Annotated in this window: 12 protein-coding genes, 1 tRNA gene, 1 rRNA gene and 1 pseudogene; 4 read left to right on the top strand and 11 right to left on the bottom strand. The window is 71.5% G+C overall.

The window, feature by feature from the left end:
• Positions 1-643: 643 nt before the first annotated feature.
• Together ACZ3X1_RS24355 and ACZ3X1_RS24350 are read left to right on the top strand one after the other, a co-directional pair.
• Positions 644-1,438, top strand: a complete 795-nt coding sequence (locus ACZ3X1_RS24355; RefSeq protein ID WP_467280961.1) for an Fpg/Nei family DNA glycosylase — start codon at positions 644-646, stop codon at positions 1,436-1,438.
• Positions 1,439-1,537: 99 nt separating this feature from the next.
• A complete protein-coding gene (locus ACZ3X1_RS24350; protein WP_390077078.1) occupies positions 1,538-2,311 on the top strand; it encodes an SDR family NAD(P)-dependent oxidoreductase in 774 nt (257 codons plus the stop codon).
• Here the strand turns inward: ACZ3X1_RS24350 and ACZ3X1_RS24345 are convergent.
• From ACZ3X1_RS24345 to ACZ3X1_RS24305, 9 genes and pseudogenes are all read right to left on the bottom strand, one after another.
• Positions 2,259-2,579 carry a hypothetical protein gene (locus tag ACZ3X1_RS24345; RefSeq protein ID WP_467280960.1) on the bottom strand — a complete coding sequence of 107 codons (321 nt, stop codon included), beginning with the start codon at positions 2,577-2,579 and terminating at the stop codon, positions 2,259-2,261. The genes ACZ3X1_RS24350 and ACZ3X1_RS24345 overlap by 53 nt on opposite strands.
• 106 nt (positions 2,580-2,685) lie before the next feature.
• Positions 2,686-3,063, bottom strand: a complete 378-nt coding sequence (locus tag ACZ3X1_RS24340) for a helix-turn-helix domain-containing protein (protein ID WP_030664971.1) — start codon at positions 3,061-3,063, stop codon at positions 2,686-2,688.
• Positions 3,064-3,172: 109 nt separating this feature from the next.
• Positions 3,173-3,712, bottom strand: coding sequence for a CinA family protein (locus ACZ3X1_RS24335; protein ID WP_356810503.1), 540 nt, complete (start codon positions 3,710-3,712; stop codon positions 3,173-3,175).
• Between the two features lie 23 nt (positions 3,713-3,735).
• Positions 3,736-4,392 carry a CDP-diacylglycerol--glycerol-3-phosphate 3-phosphatidyltransferase gene (pgsA, locus tag ACZ3X1_RS24330; protein ID WP_326476625.1) on the bottom strand — a complete coding sequence of 219 codons (657 nt, stop codon included), beginning with the start codon at positions 4,390-4,392 and terminating at the stop codon, positions 3,736-3,738.
• Positions 4,389-5,882, bottom strand: a complete 1,494-nt coding sequence (gene rimO, locus ACZ3X1_RS24325) for a 30S ribosomal protein S12 methylthiotransferase RimO (RefSeq protein WP_390077073.1) — start codon at positions 5,880-5,882, stop codon at positions 4,389-4,391. Before rimO ends, pgsA begins: the two co-directional genes overlap by 4 nt.
• A gap of 127 nt (positions 5,883-6,009) precedes the next feature.
• A complete protein-coding gene (locus ACZ3X1_RS24320; protein ID WP_356810505.1) occupies positions 6,010-6,906 on the bottom strand; it encodes a helix-turn-helix domain-containing protein in 897 nt (298 codons plus the stop codon).
• A gap of 220 nt (positions 6,907-7,126) precedes the next feature.
• Complete coding sequence (locus ACZ3X1_RS24315; protein WP_467280959.1) at positions 7,127-9,928, bottom strand: FtsK/SpoIIIE family DNA translocase; 2,802 nt, start codon at positions 9,926-9,928, stop codon at positions 7,127-7,129.
• Positions 9,929-10,043: 115 nt separating this feature from the next.
• A pseudogene (locus ACZ3X1_RS24310) lies at positions 10,044-10,713 on the bottom strand (response regulator).
• 273 nt (positions 10,714-10,986) lie between these two features.
• Positions 10,987-16,521: a HAMP domain-containing protein gene (locus tag ACZ3X1_RS24305; RefSeq protein WP_467280958.1), complete on the bottom strand. Its 5,535-nt coding sequence runs from the start codon at positions 16,519-16,521 to the stop codon at positions 10,987-10,989.
• 168 nt (positions 16,522-16,689) lie between these two features.
• Between ACZ3X1_RS24305 and ACZ3X1_RS24300 the strand changes: the two genes are divergently transcribed.
• Entirely contained in the window at positions 16,690-19,275 is a 2,586-nt protein-coding gene (locus ACZ3X1_RS24300; protein WP_356815871.1) for a SpoIIE family protein phosphatase, read from the top strand.
• Positions 19,276-19,317: 42 nt separating this feature from the next.
• A complete protein-coding gene (locus ACZ3X1_RS24295) occupies positions 19,318-19,830 on the top strand; it encodes a DinB family protein (RefSeq protein WP_467280957.1) in 513 nt (170 codons plus the stop codon).
• A 50-nt stretch (positions 19,831-19,880) separates the two neighbouring features.
• Here ACZ3X1_RS24295 and ACZ3X1_RS24290 read toward each other — a convergent pair.
• Together ACZ3X1_RS24290 and rrf are read right to left on the bottom strand one after the other, a co-directional pair.
• Positions 19,881-19,956: transfer RNA gene (locus ACZ3X1_RS24290), tRNA-Thr, on the bottom strand.
• 5 nt (positions 19,957-19,961) lie between these two features.
• A 5S ribosomal RNA gene (gene rrf, locus ACZ3X1_RS24285) occupies positions 19,962-20,054 on the bottom strand; the annotation flags it as partial.

The following is a 20,054-nucleotide window of genomic DNA, read 5'->3' as shown; positions in this document are numbered from 1 at the left end:
CCCGCCGAATCCGTCGACACGACCCGAACGGGCGGGAGCGGATCGCCCAGGATCGCCGAAGTGGCCGACATTCCGCTCTCCTCGACGCCCGCCTCCGGGGCGCCGACGTCACGTGCACGAGGCGGGCGTGAGTGCGACGCGGCGCCGGCGACGGCGCCGCCCGCGGCCGGCGCACCGCTCCCCCGCCGGCGCGGGAGCCGGGGCGACAGGAACCGACGGACAGGGCGGCGATGACGGCGGGCGCCACCAGGCCCCGTCTCCGCGCGTGCGGCGACGCGGTGTCGGCGCATGCGGATCCTCGCACCGCTGACGCCGGGCGCTCCCGATGCCGGGTGCTGGAGGACGCGGACCGTGCGCGGTGGACGGCCTTGGGCAGGCCCGGCCGTACCGGCGCGGAGCGAGCGCCGACACCGGCGCCGGCCCGCCCCCACCACGTTCCACCCGGGGTGCCGGCAAGCGGCGTGGCCCCCTGGCACCCCCAGCCCCAGCACCCAGCCCCAGCACCCCAGGGGCGGCTTCGGGATCGTCCCGCGCCCCGTCCGTCCCGGACGCGCCCCCGGCGGGTGGCCCCCGCCGCGTTCCACCGCGGGCGTGAGCCGCGGGCGCCCTCCCGCCGGGGGGCGTCCGCGGCGACAATGGGGGCATGCCCGAAGGCGACAGCATCCGGCGCGCGGCGACCCGCCTGCACGCGGCCCTGGCAGGCCGTGAACTGACCCGCAGCGACCTGCGCGTCCCCCGTTTCGCCACGGCGGACCTCACCGGCCGTGTCACCCTCGACGTCACCCCCCGCGGCAAGCACCTCCTCGCCCGCTTCGAGGGCGGCCTCACCCTGCACAGCCACCTCCGCATGGACGGCGCCTGGCACGTCTTCGCCACCGGCGAGAAGTGGCGCGGCGGCCCGGACCACGAGATCCGCGCTGTCCTCGGCACGGACGGGCATACGGCCGTCGGCTACCGCCTCCCCGTCCTGGAACTGATCCGCACCGCCGAGGAGGACCGCGCCGTCGGCCACCTCGGCCCCGACATCCTCGGCCCGGACTGGGACCCCGCCCGCGCCGCCGCCAACCTCCTCGCCACCCCGGAGCGCCCCCTCGGCGAGGCCCTGCTGGACCAGCGCAACCTCGCCGGGATCGGCAACATCTACAAGTCCGAGCTCTGCTTCCTGGCCCAGGTCACCCCCTGGACCCCGGTCGGCGCGCTCCCCGAGGCCAAGCTGCCGCGGCTGGCCGCCGCCGCCCACCGCCTGCTGTCGGCGAACATCGGCGACCGGTCCGGGCACCGCAACACCACCGGTATCCACCGCCCCGGCCAGGAGTTGTTCGTCTACGGCCGCGCCCGCCGCCCCTGCCTGCGCTGCGGCACCCCCGTCCGCGAGGCCTCCCAGGACGACCGCCCCACCTACTGGTGCCCCCGCTGCCAGCCGGGGCCCACTCCCTGACCGCCCGGGCCCGCGGCCCGCGCCCCGCCCCCGGCTCCGCCGTCAGGCGCCGGTACGCAACGATTGACGACCCGTCAGGTCCGGTCGTACCGTCCCGGCATGCCCATACCCACAGCCTCGTACGACCTCACCGGCCGCACCGCCCTGGTCACCGGAGCCGCCAGCGGCATCGGCCGCGCCACCGCCGTCCTCCTCGCCGCGGCCGGCGCCCACGTGCACTGCGCGGACCGTGACGAGCGGGGACTGGCCGAGACGGCCGCCCTGGCCGCCGAGGCCGGCGGGGGCGGCGCCACCGTCCACCCCCTTGACGTCACCGACCGGGCCGCGGTCCGGGCGGCCGTCACCGCGGCGGGCCCGCTCGACATCGCCGCCGCCATCGCCGGGATCATGCACACCAGCAGCGTCCTGGAGACGGCCGACGAGGACCTCGACCGGGTCCTGGACATCAACTTCAAGGGGGTCCTGCGCACCTGCCAGGAGGCCGCCCGCTCCATGATCACCGCCGGCCGCCCCGGATCGATCGTCACCATGGCCTCCGGCGCCGTGGACGCCGCCCAGCCCGGCCTGCTCTGCTACAGCGCCGCCAAGGCCGCCGTAGTCCAGCTCACGAAGACACTCGCCACCGAGACGGGCCCGCACGGCCTACGGGTCAACGCCGTCGCCCCCGGCTGGATCCGCACCCCGATGACCGGCCGCCACGGCCCCGAGGTCCAGGAGCGGACCGAGGCCGCCATGGTCCGCATGTCTCCCCTGCGCCGGGTCGGCGAGCCGGAGGACATCGCACAGGCGGTGCTCTACCTGGCCTCGGACGCCTCGTCCTTCATGACGGGCCAGATCCTGCGTCCGAACGGTGGGGTGTCGATGCCCTGGTGACCTCCCCCGACGCCCCGGCTTCCCGGCCGGCCCGCCACCGGGCCCTGCGCAGCGGCGCCGGCACGCAGTGCACCGGCAGCAGCCCCAGGCCCCAGCCGCCCACCGCCACCGCGCCCTCCACGGCGCCCGACTCCGCCGGCGCCAGGACCAGCCGCAGCACGGCCCACCACCAGAGGGCCCCCGCCGTCAGCGCGAGGGCCGACAGCACAGGTATGCGCAGCGACGTCCGCACTGCCACCTCCAGGGGCCGGGACCCGGACGGCCCCATCGTCTCGCACCCCCCTCGCGCCCGCACCCAGAACGGCCGGGAGCCCCGGCCGGTGCTCCACGCACCGGCCGGGGCTCCGGCCAAGCTCAAACACGCACGTGCTCGCTCACGCGGCTACTACATTCACCGCTTCCGCAGGCGCCTTGATGGTCACCCGTTCCGGACCCGCGACCGAAGCCATCGAGACCGAATTGAGCATCGGGCGGACCGGTACGGTGACCGGTTCGCTTGCCGCGGCCGACTGTGCCAGCTCAGCGAGCGACAGTTCATCACTGACTTCGCGCATCAGCTCGGACATCCGTACGTCCAACGCGTCGCAGATCGCGGAGAGCAGCTCGGAGGATGCCTCCTTCTGCCCCCGCTCCACCTCGGAGAGATAGCCGAGCGAAACTCGGGCCGACGAGGAGACTTCGCGCAGAGTACGGCCCTGGCGCTGGCGCTGCCGACGCAGCACGTCACCCAGCAGGCGACGGAGCAGAATCATCGGTGGCTCCCTCCTCTGACCGTGTAGCCGCATCCTTCACGCCCCACCGTACCGCCTCGCGCCGCGGCCGTGCGGGGAGCGATGTCGTGTTCACTCAGGGCTGCAAACATCAAATCCCCCCGTTCTGTTCCGTATCCTGCCCCCGCGCATTCTCACGGAGTTCGTCCGAGAGAAGCTCGAGCACTGTCCGTGCACTCTCCCTACGGATTTCCGCCCGGGAGCCGTTCAACCTCAGCCGGGCCGTTTTCCTGCTCCCCGGACCGTCCACGGCGACGAAAACCGTGCCCACCGGCTGGCCGTCCTGGGGCTCCGGACCGGCCACCCCGGTCGTCGCGATCCCCCACGAAGCGCCCATCACCCGACGCACCCCGGCAGCCATCTCAGCGGCCACCTGGGCGTTCACGGCGCCTTCGGCCGCGAGCAGGTCCGCGTTCACTCCGAGGACCCGGTGCTTGATCTCCGTCGCGTACGCCGTGACCGATCCGCGGAACGACCGTGAGGCTCCGGGGACGGCCGTCAGCTCGGCCGCAACCATGCCGCCGGTCAGGGATTCCGCGACAGCGAGGGTCTGGTCACTCTCCGCGAGCAGCTGGAGCGCGTACGCGGCGGCCGTGCGCCCCTCGCTCGCTCCGGAGCGCCCCCGCGTCACCGGAGAATCCCCCGCCCCGTACGTCACCGCGCGGCCCGCTCCGCGGCGAGTCCCTGGCGGCGCAGCACGACCGCCTGGCGGATGTAGTCCAAACCGGTGACGACGGTCAGCACGACCGCGATCGCCATCACCCAAAAGCGCATGGTCGCCAGCGCACCGGTCAGTGCGAGGACGTACATGCCCACCGCCGTCCCCTGGGCCAGCGTCTTCAGCTTGCCGCCGCGACTGGCCGGAATCACGCCGTAGCGGATGACCCAGAAGCGCAGCAGCGTGATCCCGAGCTCCCGTCCGAGGATCACCCCGGTCACCCACCACGGGAGGTCGCCGAGCCAGGAGAGGCAGATCAGCGCCGAGCCCATGATCGCCTTGTCTGCGATGGGGTCGGCGATCTTGCCGAAGTCCGTGACCAGGTTGTACGTCCGGGCCAGATGCCCGTCGAAGATGTCCGTGATCATGGCGACAGCGAAGGCCGCCCAGGCCCAGGCCCGCCAGGCCGGGTCGTAGCCGCCGTCGGCGAGCAGCAGCAGGACGAAGCCCGGCACCAGCACGAGCCGGATCATCGTCAGGATGTTGGCGATGTTCCACAGGCTGGCCTGATCGACCGCCGCGGCGCCCAGCTTCGCGCCGGGTACGGGCCGGCGGCCGGTCCCGCCCGCCGCAGATGCCGGGACACCGGTCATCCGGCCGCCTCCTCAAAGTGCATGTCCAGGGGCTCGGCCACCAGGTCCACTCCCAGGGTGCCGACGACCTTCGCCGTGACGATACGCCCGGGGACCAGGCCCGTGCCGTCCGTGAAGACGACCTGGCCGTCGGTCTCGGGGGCCTGGTGGGCGGCGCGCCCGTAGGCGCCCTCGCCGTCCTCGGCCTCGTCGAACGGGACGACCGTCTCCACGAGCACTTCCAGGGTCTCGCCGATCCGCTCCTCCGCACGCTGGGCGGTGAGCTCCTCGGCGAGCCGCTGCATGTGCGCCAGGCGCTCGGCGATCGTGTCCTCGTCCAGCTTGTTCTCGTAGGTGACGGCCTCGGTGCCGTCCTCGTCGGAGTAGCCGAACACGCCGATCGCGTCGAGGCGGGCGTGGGTGAGGAAACGCTCCAGCTCGGCGAAGTCGGCTTCCGTCTCGCCGGGGAAGCCGACGATGAAGTTCGAGCGGACACCGGCCTGCGGGGCCTTGGAGCGGATGGTGTCCAGCAGCTCCAGGAAGCGGTCGGTGTCACCGAAGCGGCGCATGGCGCGCAGCACGTCGGGGGCCGAGTGCTGGAAGGACAGGTCGAAGTACGGCACGACCTTGGGGGTCGAGGTCAGCACGTCGATCAGGCCCGGTCGCATCTCGGCGGGCTGGAGGTAGCTGACGCGGACGCGCTCGATGCCGTCGACGGCGGCGAGCTCGGGCAGCAGCGTCTCCAGGAGCCGGATGTCGCCGAGGTCCTTGCCGTACGAGGTGTTGTTCTCGGAGACCAGCATGATCTCCTTGACGCCCTGCTCGGCGAGCCAGCGGGTCTCGCCCAGCACGTCGCTGGGGCGGCGGGAGATGAAGGACCCGCGGAAGGACGGGATGGCGCAGAAGGAGCAGCGCCGGTCGCACCCGGAGGCGAGCTTGACCGAGGCCACCGGGCTCTTGTCCAGGCGGCGGCGCAGCGGGGCGCGCGGACCGGAGGCGGGCGCCACCCCCTCGGGCAGGTCCGCGGGGGCCTCGGCGGGCGCCTGGGCGTGCCCGGGGAGGGCGACGTCGGCGGCCTGGCGCGCGGCGGGGCTGATCGGCAGCAGCTGGCGGCGGTCACGCGGGGTATGGGCTTCGACACTGCCGCCGCTGAGGATGACCTGGAGGCGGTTGGAGATGTCGGCGTAGTCGTCGAAGCCGAGGACCCCGTCGGCCTCGGGAAGGGCCTCGGCGAGCTCCTTGCCGTAGCGCTCGGCCATGCAGCCGACGGCGACGACGGCCTGGGTCTTGCCGTGATCCTTGAGATCGTTGGCTTCCAGCAGGGCGTCTACGGAGTCCTTCTTGGCGGCTTCGACGAAGCCACAGGTGTTGACGACGGCTACGTCCGCGTCGGCGGCGTCCTCGACGAGCTCCCAGCCATCCGCCGCCAAGCGGCCTGCGAGCTCCTCCGAGTCCACCTCGTTACGGGCGCAGCCAAGAGTGACAAGGGCGACGGTACGGCGTTCGGGCATGGACTCAAGACTACTTCGTCCCGGCGTCGGCCCCAGCCGCAAGTCCCCGTACACCGAGATCCCCGGGGTGCGAGCAGCACCCCGGGGATCCCGGTTCACGCTTTCCGCCCTGGGGGCGGCCCCTCGGTCAGCCCGCCTGCGGCTGGTCCCGGGAGGGGTCCTCCTTGGTGTATGTGAGGCGTTCCACTTGCCCCGGCCGGAAGTCGTCCTTGATCTCCTTGCCGTTCACGAAGAGCTTCACGACCCCGGCGTCGCCGAGCACGAGGTCGACGGACTCCTTGTCCGTGAACGTCTTCGACTCGCCCTGCACGAGGGTGCCGTCGAAGAGGAGCCGGCCCGTGGAGTCCTTGGCGGAGATCCAGCTCTCGCCCGTGTCGGCCGTCAGGACGACCGTGACGAGGTCCTTGGGCGCGGCGGCGATGGCGCTGTCCGAGGGCTCCGGCTTGGCGGCCGGCGGGACCTGGGAGGGCTGCGCTGCAGGCTTGCCGCCGGTCTGCTTGGGTGCGGGCTTGGGCGAGGCGGATCCTTCCGCCACCGGGCGCTTCCCCTTCTCGTCGCCGCCGCCGAAGGCGGTGAAGCCCACGAAGCCGATCACGGCGACGATGGCGGCGACCATGGCGGCGGTCCAGTTGGGCCGCTGCCGCTCGGGGCGGATCCGCTCGGCGTCGAACATCGGCGCGGCGGGGGTGGGTGCCGGCCGGCCGCCGTGGGCCGCGTCGTAGCTCTCGACCAGGGGTGCCGGGTCGAGGTGGACGGCGCGGGCGAGCGTACGGATGTGGCCGCGGGCGTAGACGTCGCCGCCGCACCGCGTGAAGTCGTCCTCTTCGATCGCGTGCACGATCGGGATGCGCACGCGGGTGATGGAACTGACCTCGTCGACTGTGAGCCCGGCGGCGATCCGGGCCTTCTTGAGGGCCGTCCCGATGGACGGCTCTTCGACGGAACGTTCGACGAGACGGTCCTCGGACCGGTCGTCGGTCGAAGGCCGCTCTTCTTCGGGGGAGTTGGAGTTGCCGATGGACACAAGGGCGCCTTTCGAGCGTGTAGCCACCTGCTGGAGGTCCAGTCTAGGGGGGTGACGAAAGGGTGGAGCAACCGGAGGGTGCTCTGCCTACGCCATCCGAATGGCGTGGGAAGGGTCCCTCCGGCGCGGCGGTCCCCCGCCGTACGTCACGTCGTGCGCGGTGCCGCCACCTCTCTTCAACTTGACGCGGCCCCAAGGGAAACGGTTGCCCGCAAAACGGCTACGAATGCGTCTCGCCGCGGATCACCGCGAGCACCCCGTCCAGCTCGTCGGCCTTCAGCAGGACGTCGCGCGCCTTCGAGCCCTCGCTCGGTCCGACGATGCCCCGCGACTCCATGAGGTCCATGAGCCGACCGGCCTTCGCGAAGCCCACCCGCAGCTTGCGCTGGAGCATCGAGGTGGAGCCGAACTGCGTGGTGACGACCAGCTCCGCCGCCTGGCACAGCAGGTCCAGGTCGTCGCCGATGTCCTCGTCGATCTCCTTCTTCTGCTTCTGCCCCACGGTGACGTCGTCCCGGAAGACCGGCGCCATCTGGTCCTTGCAGTGCTGGACGATCCCGGCGATCTCGTCCTCGGTGACGAAGGCGCCCTGGAGCCGGACGGGCTTGTTCGCCCCCATCGGCAGGAACAGCCCGTCGCCCTTGCCGATGAGCTTCTCGGCGCCGGGCTGGTCGAGGATGACCCGGCTGTCGGCGAGGGAGGACGTGGCGAAGGCGAGGCGCGAGGGCACGTTCGCCTTGATCAGGCCCGTGACCACGTCCACCGAGGGCCGCTGGGTGGCGAGCACCAGGTGGATGCCGGCGGCACGGGCCAGCTGGGTGATGCGGACGATGGAGTCCTCGACGTCGCGCGGGGCCACCATCATCAGGTCGGCGAGCTCGTCGACGATCACCAGCAGGTACGGGTAGGGGCTGAGTTCCCGTTCGCTGCCCGGCGGGAGTTTGATCTTCCCGTCCCGGATCGCCCGGTTGAAGTCGTCGATGTGCCGGTAGCCGAAGGCGGCCAGGTCGTCATAGCGCAGGTCCATCTCGCGCACGACCCACTGGAGCGCCTCGGCGGCCCGCTTGGGGTTGGTGATGATCGGCGTGATCAGGTGCGGGATGCCCTCGTACGCCGTCAGCTCGACGCGCTTGGGGTCGACGAGGACCATCCGGACGTCCTCCGGGGTGGCCCGCACCATGATCGAGGTGATCAGGCAGTTGATGCAGGAGGACTTGCCGGAGCCGGTGGCACCGGCGACCAGGACGTGCGGCATCTTGGCGAGGTTGGCCATGACGTAGCCGCCCTCGACGTCCTTGCCGAGCGCGACCAGCATCGGGTGGTCGTCCTCGGCCGCGTCCGCGAGGCGCAGGACGTCGCCCAGGTTGACCATCTCGCGGTCGGTGTTGGGGATCTCGATGCCGACCGCGGACTTGCCCGGGATCGGGCTGATGATCCGCACGTCCGGGCTGGCCACGGCGTAGGCGATGTTCTTGGTCAGGGCCGTGATCCGCTCCACCTTCACGGCCGCGCCGAGGGTCACCTCGTAGCGGGTGACCGTCGGGCCCCTGGTGAAGCCGGTGACGTCGGCGTCCACCTTGAACTCGGTGAACACGTTGCGCAGGGCGGCGACCACGGCGTCGTTGGCGGCGCTGCGGGTCTTGCCGGGCCCGCCCTTCTCCAGCAGGTCCAGCGAGGGAAGGGAGTACGTGATGTCCCCGCGCAGCTGGAGCTGCTCGGCGCGGGGCGGCAGCGGCTGGGCCTCGGGCGGGGCCTTCGTCAGGTCGGGTACCGCCAGCGTTCCGGAGACCGCGGCGGTGGTGGCGTGCGGCTGCTCGGCGGGCTCCGGGGCGGCCGCGGGCACGGGCGGGGCGGGTGCTTCGGGTGCCGCCTTCGCGGTGGGACGCCCGGCGCGAGCGGTCGGCACCGGGGCGGTGGCCTCCACGCCGTCGCGCTCGGCGGAGATCCCGTGCGTGAGGTCGGCGACGAGCGGGGAGGGCGGCATTCCGCCGTAGACCGCCCCGTCCAGGGCGGCGGCGGCCGCCGCGGCCACGTCGACGGCGTCCATCCCGCGGTCCATCGCCGGGCGGGCGGCGGTCTTGCGCGGCCGGCGCCGCCTCAGTGCCTCCTCCTCGGCGGCGTCCGCGGGGTCGCCGGGGCCCGCGCCGGCCCCGGCCCGGGCCCGCCACCGGTCGGGGTCGTGCCGTACGGCGGCGACTCCCTCGGGCTCCCCGTAGCCCTCGTCGTACTCGTTCGGGGCGATGAGCCCCAGTCGGATGCCGAGCCGGCGCAGCCGCTGCGGGATCGCGTTGACCGGGGTCGCGGTGACGACGAGCAGGCCGAAGACGGTGAGCAGCACCAGCATGGGCACCGCCAGCGGCGCTCCCATGGTGAAGATCAGCGGCTTCGAGGCGCCCCAGCCGATGAGCCCGCCCGCGTTCTGCATGGCGGTGGTGCCCTCGTCCCGGCCGGGCGCTCCGCAGGCGATGTGGACCAGGCCGAGGACGCCGATGGCGAGGGCGGACAGCCCGATGCCGATCCGGCCGTTGGCGTCGGCCTGTTCGGGGTGGCGGATGAAACGTACCGCCATGACTCCGAGCAGTATCGGAACGAGCAGATCCAGTCGCCCGAAGGCACCGGTGACCAGCATGGTCACCAGATCCCCGACGGGACCGCTCAGGTTCGACCAGGTACCGGCGGCGACGATCAGCGCGAGGGCGAGGAGGAGCAGCGCGAGGCCGTCCTTGCGGTGGGCGGGGTCGAGGTTCCTGGCCCCCTGGCCGATCCCGCGGAAGACGGCGCCGACCGCGTGCGCGCAGCCCAGCCACAGGGCCCGCACCAGTCGCAGCACGCCGCTCGTCGGGGACGGCACGGGCTTGGCCGCTGCCTTCTTGGCCGGGGCGCGCCTGGCGGCCGCGGCCTTCTTCGCCGGTGGCTTGCGTGCGGGGGCCGCCTTCTTGGCGGGCCCCGTCGTACGGCCGGTGCGGCCCTTCGCGGTGCCCGCGGTGCCAGGGGAACCCTTGCCGGACGTACTTGAGGCCATGAGGCCGAGGTTACCGGTGCGCACGCCGGTGGACACGCGTGCCCACCCCTTCACCCGTTCGTGTCGTCGGCCGGGCAGGTGCCGTGACGCTCCGCCAAGCCGGACGCGTGCGCGGTCAGTTCTGCGACGGCAGGGCCGGAGCCCCTCCGGCGCTGCCGGGCTCCAGCGCGTCCAGTGCCCGCCGCAGTCCGGTGAGTTTGCGTTCCAGATGGGCCGCGGTCGCCACGACACCGGCGTCGGCGGAATCCTCGCCGAGCTGCTTGGTCAGCGCCTCGGCCTGTTCCTCGACCGCCGCGAGCCGCGCGGACAGCTCGGCCAGCAGGCCCGCCGTCTCCTTGCCGGCGTCCACGCCGTTCGAGCCGCCGCCCTCCAGCTGGAGCCTCAGCAGGGCCGCCTGCTCCCGCAGTTGGCAGTTCTTCGTGTACAGCTCCACGAAGACGGAGACCTTGGCCCGCAAAGGGCTTGGAGATGTAGTCGACCGCACCCGCAGCGTAGCCGCGGAAGGTGTGGTGGGGACCGTGGTTGATCGCGGTGAGGAAGATGATCGGAATGTCCCGGGTGCGCTCGCGCCGCTTGATGTGCGCGGCCGTTTCGAACCCGTCCATGCCCGGCATCTGGACATCCAGCAGGATGACCGCGAAATCGTCCGTCAGCAGCGCTTTGAGCGCCTCCTCCCCCGACGACGCCCGGACCAGTGTCTGATCGAGCGCGGAGAGGATGGCCTCCAACGCCAGCAGATTCTCCGGCCGGTCGTCGACCAGGAGGATCTTGGCCTTCTGCACCATGCCCTGTCCTCCTCGCCCCGGCATGGGGCCTCCCCGGCTCTGGGCACCGGCCTGTGCGCCGGGCCCCGCCCCAGAGGACGACACCCGTGCGCCGTCCGTCCTTGTGCCGGTCATCGTAGCCCCAGTCCCGAGATCGCCACACCCTGTCACCAAGATGTCACTGTGCACGAAGCAGAAACGTGGTGGGAGAGCAGAAGGTTCCCCGTGCACCGCCCTCCCACACCGCCGCGGCCACAGTGCGTCAGCGACCGGCTCCCTCCGCTCTCCCTCCCGTCACTTCCCGAGCATCCACTGCTCCATCACGGACAACAGGTAGTCGGGGTCGACCGGCTTGGTGACGTAGTCGGAAGCCCCGGAGTCGATCGCCTTCTCCCGGTCCCCCTTCATCGCCTTGGCCGTCAGCGCGATGATCGGCAGGCCCGCGAACTGCGGCATCCGCCGGATCGCCGAGGTCGTGGCGTACCCGTCCATCTCGGGCATCATGATGTCCATCAGCACGACCTTCACGTCGTCGTGCTGCTCCAGGACCTCGATGCCCTCCCGCCCGTTCTCCGCGTACAGCACCGCCAGCCCGTGCTGTTCCAGCACGCTGGTGAGCGCGAAGACGTTGCGGACGTCGTCGTCCACGATGAGCACCCGCTCGCCGCGGAAGTCGTACGTCCGCGCCGCCGCCGGAAGCTCCTCCTCCGCGCTGTCCCAGCCGTCCTCGGCCCCCGCCGCGTTCGGCTGCCCCGGCACCGCCGTACGCGGCTCCAGGTCGCTCAGCGCCTTGCGCCGGCGCCGGAACAGCCCGGCCCCGCCGTTCTGTCCCGCTCCGGACGGCGACGGCGCCGACGGCGCGGACCGCACGGGCTGGGGCGGCGCCGCCGGGGTCGCCGAGGGCCCGGCCGGCAGCACCGGCAGCCCGGGGCGAGCCCCGTCGAGGGACCGGCGGTACAGCTCGCCGCGGGCTCCCCCGGGCGTGGGCGGCGCGTACCCCTGCGGCGGCAGCTCGCTCGGGTGCAGCGGCAGGTACAGCGTGAAGGTGGAGCCGCGGCCGGGCTCACTGGCCGCGTGGATCTCGCCGCCCAGGAGCCGGGCGATCTCCCGGCTGATGGACAGCCCCAGCCCGGTGCCTCCGTACTTGCGGCTCGTGGTCCCGTCGGCCTGCTTGAACGCCTCGAAGATCACCAGCATCTTGCTCGCCGCGATCCCGATGCCGGTGTCGGTGACCGAGAAGGCGATCAGGTCCGCGTCCGCCTCCCGGAGCGAGCCGGCCTCCAGCAGCTGTTCGCGGATCGCCGTCGGCACGTCGGCCCCGGCCGGCCGGATCACCAGCTCCACCGCCCCGGTGTCGGTGAACTTCACCGCGTTCGACAGCAGGTTGCGCAGCACCTGCAGCAGCCGCTGCTCGTCGGTGTGCAGGGTGGCGGGCAGCTCCGGGGAGACCCGCACCGAGAAGTCGAGGCCCTTCTCCGCCGTCAGCGGCCGGAAGGTCGCCTCCACATAGTCCACGAGCTGGACCAGCGCGATCCGGGTCGGCGAGACGTCCATCTTCCCGGCCTCGACCTTCGACAGATCGAGGATGTCGTTGATCAGCTGGAGCAGGTCGGAGCCCGCGCCGTGGATGGTCTCGGCGAACTCCACCTGCTTCGGCGACAAGTTCTCGTCCGCGTTGTCGGCGAGCAGCTTGGCCAGGATCAGCAACGAGTTGAGCGGGGTGCGCAGCTCGTGCGACATGTTCGCCAGGAACTCGGACTTGTAGCGCATCGAGACGGCCAGCTGCTCGGCACGTTCCTCCAGGACCTGACGCGCCTCTTCGATCTCGGTGTTCTTCACCTCGATGTCCCGGTTCTGCTGGGCCAGCAGTTCCGCCTTCTCCTCCAGCTCCGCGTTGGCGGCCTGCAGGGCCTTCTGCCGGTTCTCCAGCTCGTCGGAACGCTCGCGCAGCTGCTCGGTCATCTCCTGCGACTGCTTCAGCAGCATCTCCGTCTTGGAGTTGACGCTGATGGTGTTGACGCTCGTACCGATCATCTCGGCGATCTGGCTGAGGAAGTCCTTCTGGATCTGCGTGAAGGGCGTGAAGGAGGCCAGCTCGATGACGCCGAGCACCTTCCCCTCGAAGAGCACCGGCAGCACGATCACGTGCGCCGGCGGGGCCTCGCCGAGCCCCGAGGAGATCTTCAGGTAGCCGGGCGGAGTGTTCTCGACGAGGATCGTCCGCTTCTCCTCCGCGACCGCCCCGATCAGCCCCTCTCCCGGCCGGAAGGAGATGGGCATCTGGCCGCCGGCGTACGCGTAGCTCCCGCGCATCCGCAGCTCGTACGAGCCGTCCGCGCCGCCTTCCGTCCCGATCTCGGTGGTACCGCCGGCCGGCACCGCCAGGAAGAAGGCGCCGTGCTGCGCGGAGACCACCGGGGTCAGCTCGCTCATGATCAGCGAAGCGACGTCGTCGAGGTCGCGGCGGCCCTGCATCAGGGCGGAGATACGGGCCAGGTTGCCCTTGAGCCAGTCCTGCTCCTTGTTGGCCAAGGTGGTGTCGCGCAGGTTGACGATCATCGTGTTGATGTTGTCCTGGAGGACCTGGATCTCGCCCGCCGCGTCCACGTCCACCTTCAGGCTGAGGTCGCCGCGGGTCACCGCGGTGGCCACGGCCGCGATCGCGCGCACCTGCCGGGTGAGGTTCCCGGCCATCTCGTTCACGGACTCGGTCAGGTCCCGCCAGGTGCCGTCCACATCACGCACCCGCGCCTGCCCGCCCAGGATGCCCTCGGTGCCCACCTCGCGGGCCACCCGCGTCACCTGGTCGGCGAAGGAGGAGAGCTGGTCGACCATCGTGTTGATGGTGGTCTTCAGCTCCAGGATCTCGCCCCGGGCGTCGATGTCGATCTTCTTGGTCATGTCGCCCTTGGCGATGGCGGTCGTGACCATGGCGATCTGCCGCACCTGACCGGTGAGGTTGGAGGCCATGAAGTTCACCGAGTCGGTGAGGTCCTTCCACGTCCCCGAGACGCCGGGCACGTGCGCCTGCCCGCCCAGGCGGCCCTCCGTGCCCACCTCGCGGGCCACCCGCGTCACCTCGTCGGCGAAGGACGACAGGGTCTTCACCATCGTGTTGACGGTGTCGGCGAGCTGCGCGACCTCGCCGCGCGCCTCGACCGTGACCTTCTTCGTCAGGTCGCCGTTGGCGACGGCCGCGGAGACCTGGGCGATCCCGCGCACCTGGGCCGTCAGGTTGCCGGCCATCGTGTTGACGTTGTCGCTGAGGTCCTTCCAGATGCCGGTGACCCCGCGGACCCGGGCCTGGCCGCCGAGGATGCCCTCGGTGCCGACCTCGCGGGCCACCCGCGTCACCTGCTCGGCGAAGGAGGACAGCTGGTCCACCATCGTGTTGACGGTCGTGACGAGTTCGAGGATCTCGCCCTTGGCGTCGACAGTGATCTTCTTGGAGAGGTCGCCCATGGCGACCGCCGTCGTCACCTCGGCGATGTTGCGCACCTGGGAGGTCAGGTTGTTCGCCATGAAGTTGACGGACTGGGTGAGGTCCTTCCAGGTGCCGGAGACACCCTTGACCTCGGCCTGACCGCCGAGGATGCCCTCCGTGCCCACCTCCCGGGCCACCCGGGTCACCTGCTCCGCGAAGTTCGAGAGCTGGTCGACCATGGTGTTGAGCGTGTTCTTCAGCTCCAGGATCTCGCCCCGGGCGTCCACGTCGATCTTCTGCGACAGGTCGCCGCGCGCCACCGCCGTGGCGACCTGGGCGATGTTGCGCACCTGTGAGGTGAGGTTCCCGGCCATGCCGTTGACCGAGTCCGTGAGGTCGCGCCAGACGCCTGCCACGCCGGGCACCTGCGCCTGGCCGCCGAGGCGACCCTCCGTACCCACGTCCCGGGCCACCCGCGTCACCTGCTCGGCGAAGGCGGAAAGCTGGTCGACCATCGTGTTGATGGTGTTCTTCAGCTCCAGGATCTCGCCCCGGGCGTCCACGTCGATCTTCTGCGACAGGTCGCCGCGCGCCACCGCCGTGGTCACCTGCGCGATCTGACGCACCTGCGAGGTCAGGTTCCCGGCCATGAAGTTGACGGAGTCGGTCAGCTCCTTCCAGGTGCCCGACACCCCCTCCACCCGGGCCTGGCCGCCGAGGCGGCCCTCCGTACCCACGTCCCGCGCCATCCGCGTGACCTGGTCCGCGAAGGACGACAGCTGGTCGACCATCGTGTTCACGGTGTTCTTCAGCTGGAGCATCTCGCCGGAGACGTCCACCGTCACCTTCTGCGACAGATCGCCGTTGGCCACCGCCGTGGTCACCTGCGCGATGTTGCGGACCTGCCCGGTGAGGTTGCGGAAGGCGGTGTTCACCGAGTCGGTGAGGTCCTTCCACGTCCCCGCCGCCCCCGGCACCTGCGCCTGACCGCCCAGCTCGCCCTCGACGCCGACCTCGCGGGCCACCCGCGTCACTTCTGCACCGAAGGACTGGAGTTGGTCCACCATCGTGTTGACGGTGTTCTTCAGCTCCAGCATCTCGCCGGCCACGTCGACGGTGACCTTCTGCGACAGATCGCCGTTGGCCACCGCGGTGGTCACCTGGGCGATGTCCCGCACCTGGGTGGTGAGGTTGCGGAAGACGGTGTTCACCGAGTCGGTGAGGTCCTTCCACGTCCCCGCCGCCCCCGGCACCTGCGCCTGACCGCCGAGCAGGCCCTTGGCACCCACCTCACTGGCCACCCGCGTGACCTCGTCCGCGAAAGTCCGCAGCGTCTCCGTCATCTGGTTGATCGTTTCGGCCAGCTGCGCGACCTCGCCGCGCGCGCTGACCCGCACCTTCTGCGACAGGTCCCCGTTGGCGACCGCCGTCGTCACCTGCGCGATCCCGCGCACCTGGGCCGTCAGGTTCCCGGCCATCGTGTTGACGGAGTCGGTCAGGTCCTTCCACACGCCCGCGACCCCCGGCACCTTGGCCTGGCCGCCCAGCTCGCCCTCCGTGCCCACCTCGCGGGCGACCCTCGTCACCTCGGAGGAGAAGGACGACAGCTGGTCCACCATGGTGTTCACGGTGTTCTTCAGCTGGAGCATCTCGCCGGCCACGTGCACGGTGACCTTGCGCGACAGATCACCCTTCGCGACGGCCGTCGTGACGAGAGCGATGTCACGCACCTGCGCGGTGAGCCTGTACGCCATCGTGTTGACGGAGTCGGTCAGATCCTTCCAGGAACCGGACATTCCGCGCACCTGGGCCTGACCGCCGAGCTTGCCCTCGGTGCCCACCTCCAGCGCCACGCGCGTCACCTCGTCGGTGAACGCGGACAGCTGGTCGACCAGGTTGTTGACCGTACGCCCGACCTTCAGGAACTCCCCGCGCAGCGGATGCCCCGCCCCCTCGGCGGCCTGCGCCCGCAGGTCCATCCGCTGGTCCAGATCACCCTCGGCCACCGCCGACAGCACCCGTCCCACCTCGGACACCGGCCGGGCCAGGTCGTCGACCAACTGGTTCGAGGCGTCGATCGCGGCCGCCCAGGAGCCCTCGCAGGCACCCGTTTCCAGCCGTTCGCTCAGCTTCCCCTCGCGGCCCACCATCCGCCGGACCCGCGACAGCTCCCCGGTCAGGTGCAGATTGCGGTCGGCGACCTCGTTGTAGACGGCGGCGATCTCCGCCATCACGCCCTCGCCGGACACCGTCAACCGCTTGCGGAAGTTTCCGTCCCGCATCGACACCAGGGCCGTGAGCAGCCGGTTCAGAGCGGCGGTATCGACCTCTGTCGTGCCGCTGCGCCGGGACCGCCCGCCCTTCGGCCGCGTCCCCGTACGCCGCACCACTGCGCCAGACTCCACCGTGTCCCTCCCGAAAGGGTCGACCACTGTTCCACCGGACACCTGACTCATCACAAGCCGGCTCTGCAAGCCTGCCCAGTGTTTCACCCTGGCCGAACCCGGCCATAACACTTCGGCACCATCGCACACCCGCCGTACCCTGCGAGTGGATTCCCGGACGACGGCACCATGCCGTCCGCGAAGGTAAGTAACCTGGCAACCGATGTCCAACCGCGTCGAAGGAGATTCGTGATCACGGCACGGGCGGCTGCCAGCTTCGATCCCCTCGGGCGCTCGGTCGCCGCCGCTCGCGCGTTCGTCCGCGACACCCTGCAGGGCTGGGGCTTCGCGGACATCGTCGACGACGCGGTGGTCCTCACCAGCGAGCTCGTCACCAATGCCGTGGTCCACGCCGGCACCCGGGCGGAGGTGCTGTGCCTGCGCACCGAGGACGGCGTCCGGGTCGAGGTCGCCGACCGCTACCCGGAGCGCGGACTGCCGCTGGGGCACCCGGGCGAGCGCCCGTACGCCGACCCCGACCGCGAGAACGGCCGCGGGCTGATGCTCTGCGCCGCCCTGGCCACCCGCTGGGGAGTCGAGTACACGTCCACCCACAAGCACGTCTGGTTCCGCCTCGATCTTCCAGACCGGCCGGTCGGTACCCGCTCGGCGGGCCCCGTCGTCCCCGACCAGCTGCTCCCCCTCGCCGACAGCCGGGTCCGCGTCGCCGTCCTCCAGGTCGACTCGGGCGATGCCGTCTCCGCCTGGAACGAGGACGCCGAGCACATTTTCGGCCACCCCGCCGAGAAGGCCGTGGGCCGCCCGCTGGCCGAGCTCGCCGCGTGGCCGCAGACCCCGGGCACCGGCACCGGCATCGTCGAGGCCCTGCGCCTGTCCCGCTGGGAGGGCAGCTACGGCGTCCGCGGCGCCGACGGGCGCGTCATCCCCGTCTACGCCTCCCACCTGCGGGTCCGCGACGCACACGGCGAGCCGTCCACCGTCTGCCTGCTCGTCCACGACGACGAGCGCGCCCTCCTCCAGAGCCCCGTACGGGTGCCCTCCACGGACAGCGGCCACTTCGGCGAGCCCCGTGCCGCCGACCCCTTCGAGGTCTTCATCGGCTCTCCCGCCCCCGACGACCTCGACGGCCTGCTCCAGCGCACCGTGGAGCGCGCCCGCGACCTCCTGGACGCCGATGCCGCCTTCCTGCTGCTCGCCACCGACGACGAGACCGAACTGGAGGTCCGGGCCACCACCGGCCTGCCCTCCACCCGCCAGCGCTTCGCCCGCGTCCCGGTCGAGGCCGGCACCAACCGCTACGGCTCCGCCCGCATGCCGGCCGTCCACGACGACCTCGTCGCCGTCCCCGGAGCCGTTCCGCTCCTGGAGGGCACCGGTATGCGCTCCGCGGTCACCGTCCCCCTCAAGGTCGAGGGCCGCCTCACCGGCTCCCTCGGCGTCGCCGCCGAGGGAGCCGGCCGCTACTCCAACGAGGAGGCGCTCCACCTCCAGTTCGCCGCCGACCGCATCGCCCTGGCGGTGGAGTCCGCCCGCCTCGGCGAACTGGAACGGCTGCGCCGCGGGTCCCTCTCCTTCCTCGTCGAGGCCTCCGACCTGCTGGCCGGCACGCTGGACCGGGACCAGACCCTGGCCCTCATGGCCCAGATGACCGTCCCGACGCTCGCCACCTGGTGCGCCGTCTACACCATCGCCGACCAGTCCTCGGACCCGTACCTCTCATACGTCCTCCACGAGGACGAGGACCGCATCGACGGTCTGAAGGCGCTGCTGTCCCGGGTCAGCCCGCCCGAACCGGTCCGCGAGGCCGGCGCCCGCCCGTGGCCGGAAGCCGCCCTCGCGGTCGGCGGCGAGACGGTGGTCCTGCCCCTCCTCGCCCGTAACCGCGTGATCGGCATGCTCACCCTCGGCAAGCCGCGGGAGGAGCACTTCCGCCAGGAGATCCTCGAACTCGCCGAGGACCTCTCCCGCCGGGCCGCGCTGGCCCTGGACAACGCCCGCCTCTATTCGGAGCGCACGGCGATCAGCCGCTCCCTCCAGCGCAGCCTGCTGCCGCCAGGCTCCCCCGCCATCCCCGGCATGGAGGTAGAGGTCATCTACCGCGCCGCCGGCGAGGGCAACGAGGTGGGCGGCGACTTCTACGACGTGTTCCCGATCCGCGACGGCGCGTACGGCTTCGCCATCGGCGATGTCTGCGGCACGGGACCGGAGGCGGCTGCCGTGACCGGCCTGGCCCGGCACGCGCTGCGCCTGCTGGCCCGCGAGGGCCTCGGCGGCCCGGCCGTCCTCGAACGCCTCAACGCGGCCATCCTCGACGAGGGCGCCCGCAGCCGCTTCCTCACCCTCCTCTACGGCGAGCTGCACCCGCAGCAGGACGGCGGCGCGCTGATGAAGGTCGTCTGTGCGGGCCACCCGCTCCCGCTGCGCCTGCGTCCGAACGGCATGGTCGACGCGGCGGCGGAACCGCAGCCCCTGCTGGGTGTGATCGAGGACCTCGAGCTGTACGAGCAGACCGTCATGCTCGACCCTGGCGACGTCCTGCTGTGCGTCACGGACGGTGTGACGGAGCGGCGTGAGGGCAGCCGGATGCTCGGGGACGACGGCCTCACGGAGGTCCTGACGACCTGTACCGGTCTGACCGCCGGTGCGGTCGCCTCCCGTGTCCTGCGCGCGGTGGAGCGCTTCGCGGCCGAGCCCGCCTCGGACGACATGGCGATCCTGGCCTTCCGCGTGCCTCATCCTCGCGCGGGCGATTAATCGCGGTGCGGTCGGCGGCGGCCTGGGCTAGCCTCGGCGGCCATGTCGACTCCCCGTATACGCCCCGATTACACCGCCGACGAACGCACCCAGCTCCTGGGCTGGCTCGACATGCAGCGCTCGATCATCCGCTGGAAGTGCGAGGGCCTCTCCGACCAGGACGCCCACCGCCCCGTCCTGCCGTCTTCTCCGCTGATGACGGCCGCAGGTCTCGTCTCCCACATGCGCTGGGTCGAGCACTGCTGGTTCGAGGTGATGCTGCTGGACCGTCCTTCCGGCGCCAACCCCCAGTTCGGGGAGGTGGAGGACGCGGACATGCAGGTCGACGGGATCCCCCTCGGCCGGCTCCTCGAGGAGTACGACCGCCAGTGCGCGGTGTCGAACGAGATCGTGGCCTCGCTCTCCCTGGACGACACGGGCCGCAACACGGAGTTCAAGGCGGGTGCCGCCTCGGTGCGCTGGGTCCTGCTCCACATGATCGAGGAGACGGCCCGTCATGCCGGCCATCTCGACGCGATCCGCGAACTGGTGGACGGCGAGAAGGGCTACTACTGACCCTTGAGAACGCAAAAAGGCCCCCGCCGAATGGCGGGGGCCTTTTCTTGTGGAGCCCTTTAACGGAATCGAACCGTTGACCTTCTCCTTACCATGGAGACGCTCTACCGACTGAGCTAAAAGGGCGGGTTGTTCGGCGGCGTCCTACTCTCCCACAGGGTCCCCCCTGCAGTACCATCGGCGCTGAAAGGCTTAGCTTCCGGGTTCGGAATGTAACCGGGCGT

The sequence above is a fragment of the Streptomyces sp. NPDC023541 genome (assembly GCF_055559995.1).
Note: the sequence above shows the minus strand (reverse complement) of the source record. Positions and strands in the feature narration are given on the sequence as shown.

Bases quoted from the DNA above. Each gene is read 5' to 3' on its own strand.
- ACZ3X1_RS24355 (WP_467280961.1), top strand. From the start codon at position 644: ATGCCCGAAGGCGACAGCATCCGGCGCGCGGCGACCCGCCTGCACGCG.
- ACZ3X1_RS24350 (WP_390077078.1), top strand. From the start codon at position 1,538: ATGCCCATACCCACAGCCTCGTACGACCTCACCGGCCGCACCGCCCTG.
- ACZ3X1_RS24345 (WP_467280960.1), bottom strand. From the start codon at position 2,579: ATGGGGCCGTCCGGGTCCCGGCCCCTGGAGGTGGCAGTGCGGACGTCG.
- ACZ3X1_RS24340 (WP_030664971.1), bottom strand. From the start codon at position 3,063: ATGATTCTGCTCCGTCGCCTGCTGGGTGACGTGCTGCGTCGGCAGCGC.
- pgsA (WP_326476625.1), bottom strand. From the start codon at position 4,392: ATGACCGGTGTCCCGGCATCTGCGGCGGGCGGGACCGGCCGCCGGCCC.
- rimO (WP_390077073.1), bottom strand. From the start codon at position 5,882: ATGCCCGAACGCCGTACCGTCGCCCTTGTCACTCTTGGCTGCGCCCGT.
- ACZ3X1_RS24315 (WP_467280959.1), bottom strand. From the start codon at position 9,928: ATGGCCTCAAGTACGTCCGGCAAGGGTTCCCCTGGCACCGCGGGCACC.
- ACZ3X1_RS24300 (WP_356815871.1), top strand. From the start codon at position 16,690: ATGCCGTCCGCGAAGGTAAGTAACCTGGCAACCGATGTCCAACCGCGT.
- ACZ3X1_RS24295 (WP_467280957.1), top strand. From the start codon at position 19,318: ATGTCGACTCCCCGTATACGCCCCGATTACACCGCCGACGAACGCACC.